At 70.6% G+C, this 1,631-nt stretch carries 2 protein-coding genes; both read right to left on the bottom strand.

Translation table 11 applies throughout. The features are described from left to right. On the bottom strand, window positions 1–883 hold an 883-nt coding region (gene truB, locus V7067_RS17795; protein ID WP_334177214.1), incomplete at its 3' end, for a tRNA pseudouridine(55) synthase TruB. Beyond that, window positions 880–1,314 (bottom strand): 30S ribosome-binding factor RbfA, encoded by a 435-nt coding sequence (gene rbfA / locus V7067_RS17790; protein ID WP_334177213.1) that lies wholly within the window; start codon window positions 1,312–1,314, stop codon window positions 880–882. The genes truB and rbfA, both read right to left, overlap by 4 nt. Between the last annotated feature and the right edge of the window lie 317 nt (window positions 1,315–1,631).

Here is a 1,631-nt window from a genome sequence, read left to right as displayed (position 1 = left end):
CGCGCAGCAGCACCGACTGGCCGCGCCGCAGCCGGCTGGCATCGACCGGCGACATGGCGACTTCCAGAAGTTCCGAAAGACCCACTTCCACCGGCCGCAGCAGCTGCGCCAGCGCGGCCGCCGGATCGTCCGATTCCGCGGCCTGCATCACCGCATCGAACGGCACCAGATCGGCCTCCTCGAACGGCCCGACCACCAGCCGGCGCAGGGCCGACACATGGCCGTAACAGCCCAGAGCCCGGCCGAAATCGCGCGCCAGCGAGCGCACATAGGTGCCCTTGCCGCATTCCGCTTCGATCTCGATGTGGTCGGCATCGGGCTGGCCGACGATCTCAAGGCGATAGATCTCGACCGGGCGGGCGGCGATTTCCACCACTTCGCCATCGCGGGCCAGATCGTAGGCCCGCTCGCCGCCGATCTTGATGGCCGAATATTGCGGCGGCACCTGCTGGATCTCGCCGGTGAAGGCCGGCAGCAGCGCCTCGACATCGGCCCGCGCGGGGCGCTTGTCGGAGGTCGCAACCGCCCGGCCCTCGGCATCGTCGGTATCGGTCTCGGTGCCCCACTGCACGGTGAAGCGATAGACCTTGCGGCCGTCGACCACATAGGGAACCGTCTTGGTGGCCTCGCCGAAGGCGATCGGCAGCGCGCCGGAGGCCAGCGGATCGAGCGTGCCGGCGTGGCCCGCCTTGGCCGCCTGATAGACGCGCTTCACGGCGCCCACCGCCTCGGTGGAGGTCATGTTCAGCGGCTTGTCGAGGATCAGCCAGCCGTTGATCTCGCGGCGCGGCCGCCGGCGCGGCTGCTGTCCCTTGTGGCCGCGGCCACGGCGCGGGGCCTGCGTTTCGGTCGCCTCTTCGGGGCGGGTCTCGTCAATGCTCATCGTTCGTCGCCCCCGGTGCCGGCCTTGTCGTCCTTGTGCAGGTCGCGGGCAACCTCCGGCTCCTGCAGCAGGTCATCCACGCGCTCGTCGTCCTCGTAACGGGTGTCGAGGCGGAAGCGGATATCGGGAGCGAAGCGCAGCCCGGCCTTGCGGCCGACGAGGCCCTTGAGGCGCGGACGCGCGTGGTCCAGCGCCGCCATGGAGGCCGCGACGTTGAGGCCGCCGAGCGGCATCACCAGCACCGTCGCCACCTTCAGATCCGGGCTCATGCGCACTTCCGGAATGGTGACGAACACGCCGTCCAGTTCCGGCTGATGGGTCTCGCCGCGGGCCAGCGCCTCGGCCAGTGCGTGACGCACGGCCTCGCCCACGCGCAACTGCCGCTGGGAGGGCCCTGCGGCGCCTTCCCGCTCATGTTTCACGTTCTTCATAGGAATCCGTTCACCTCACAAGGCCACGGCCGGACTTGGACCGGTACGGGGCGTGGGACAGGTCTTGATGGCCGCCGCGGCAAGCCTGCCGGCGGAAGGCCGGCAGCCGGCCCCGGGCCTGATGAAGCCCGGGAACCGGCTGCGCCGTCTGCAATCCGCCCGGCACCCGGGGGCGCCGGCGGACACGCGCGCCGGCCCGGAGGCCGGCGGCGCCGTTACAGGGTGCGGGCGATTTCCTCGACGCGGAAGCACTCGATGACGTCGCCGGCGCGCATGTCCTGATAGGACTCGAACGCCATGCCGCATTCCTGACCGGA

It is taken from the genome of Pseudoxanthobacter sp., assembly GCF_036822375.1.
GTDB lineage: Bacteria > Pseudomonadota > Alphaproteobacteria > Rhizobiales > Segnochrobactraceae > Pseudoxanthobacter.
Note: the sequence above shows the minus strand (reverse complement) of the source record. Positions and strands in the feature narration are given on the sequence as shown.